The 1,781-nt window shown below is 58.7% G+C and carries 2 protein-coding genes and 1 pseudogene; all 3 read right to left on the reverse strand.

Annotated features, from left to right (window positions below):
• Positions 1-613: cytochrome c oxidase subunit II transmembrane domain-containing protein (locus tag ACE3OH_RS22055; protein WP_374358399.1), on the reverse strand; the 613-nt coding region annotated here is incomplete at its 3' end.
• Positions 614-783: 170 nt separating this feature from the next.
• Positions 784-1,479, reverse strand: coding sequence for a dethiobiotin synthase (bioD, locus tag ACE3OH_RS22060; RefSeq protein WP_374358402.1), 696 nt, complete (start codon positions 1,477-1,479; stop codon positions 784-786).
• Positions 1,476-1,781: pseudogene (locus ACE3OH_RS22065) on the reverse strand (malonyl-[acyl-carrier protein] O-methyltransferase BioC); the annotation flags it as partial. The pseudogene ACE3OH_RS22065 and the gene bioD, both read right to left, overlap by 4 nt.

Consider the following 1,781-nt stretch of genomic DNA (forward strand, 5'->3'; position numbering starts at 1 on the left):
CTTGCTTCACACCAAAGGCAGGCACGCCCCAGGAATGGATCACAGCATTGGCGGTGGTGAGGATGCGCACTTTCTTGCCGACCGGCACCACCACCGGGTTATCTACTTCCAGCAGATAGTTGGCGTTCTTGGCCTCACCCTTGCCATCGAACTCCTCGTACTGGGTCTGTGGCGTAGCCAGGCGACTATGGAAGCTGATGCCTTCGTCGATGTAGTCATAGCCCCACTTCCACTGGTAACCGGTGACCTTGATGGTCAGATCGGCGCCGCGAGTGTCTTTTTGTGCCAACACCACCTTGGTTGCCGGGTAAGCCATGGCCGCCAGGATCAGCACCGGAATGATGGTCCAGATCAATTCGACCGTGGTGCTCTCGTGGAAATTAGCTGCCTTGTGACCTACCGATTTGCGATGCTTGAAGATCGAATAAAACATCGCTCCGAACACCACTACGAAGATGACCACACACACAATCAACAGATAGGTGTGCAGATCGTAGATCTCACCGGCAAGCTTGGTGGCGGGCGTCTGAAAATTCAGTTGGTAGTCGGCAAAACTGGAAAGGCTTGTGACGAGCGAAAGCGCGGCGGTGAGCCAGGAAGCGCGGTTCTTCATGTTGTCCCCATGACAGTACGCCAGCGGGTGCCAGCGTCTTTGCTTGCGCCGGTGTTCCGGCGTCATACGATTTCTTGCTTTGCCTTGACGCACATCAAGTGCGCACGGCAAAAGTCGCAGGCATGGTAGCAGAGGGAAGAACGCGACTCAACGAGCCAGAAGCGGCGAATTTACTTGTGCAGCAGGGCTTTAGCGTCGAATTCGAGTATTTGCACTTGATTCGATTGAACTTTTTCGCCAGATGAAAAATGCGGGATAACGCCAAGCAGCGGCGCAGTGATGCGCTTACGCAAATAATCGAGGTTTTCAGCAGGGCGCAACATGGCCGGATCGACACAATTGGCCACCCAGCCAGCCAGCTGCAAGCCGCGCGCCTTGATGGCTTCCACGGTCAACATGGCATGGTTCAGGCAACCAAGGCGCATACCCACCACCAGGATGACCGGCAGCCCCAGCGCTGCCGCCAGATCTGCCATGCTGCGCCGATCATCGATCGGCGCCAGCCATCCGCCCGCCCCTTCCACCAGCACCACATCACACTGGGCGGCCAGTGCGGCATAGCGCGACTCGATCAAGGAGAGGTCGATGCCGACGCCAGCCTCCTGCGCAGCCAGATGCGGTGAAATCGGTGGCACGAAGGCATAGGGATTGGCCAGCTCACGCGCAACCAACACATTGCTGGCACGGCGATGCGCCAGTACATCGTCGTTTTCCAGTTTACCTTGCGCATTGACCGTGCAGCCCGATGCCAGCGGCTTCATGCCGGCGACCTGCAGGCCTTCCGCTGCTAGCGCCTGCAATAGCGCACAGGTGCCTACCGTCTTGCCCACCTCGGTATCGGTACCGGTAACAAAGAAACCGCTCATCGCGCCGCTCTGCGGTGAAATTCGATTACCTGACGACCTTCACCCAGCGTCGGCTTCGGCGCCGGTTTCCAGGCATGGCCATACACCACCTCATAGGTGGCTGGCAGGCGCCCATCGCGGCGCAGTTTTTCATATGCTGCCTCGGCACGGGCCAGTTGGCCCTTGCCCATCAGGCCGCGGGAGCGACCTTGCGCCACGTTGTGGGCGCCGATCGCCTTCAAGTCACGCATCACCGCCTTGATGTCGGCATAGGTGAGCACGATCTTGTCCATATCCATCACCGGGCTGGCGAAGCCGGCATG

Source organism: Chitinimonas sp. (assembly GCF_041904975.1).
Taxonomy (GTDB): Bacteria; Pseudomonadota; Gammaproteobacteria; order Burkholderiales; family Chitinimonadaceae; genus Chitinimonas.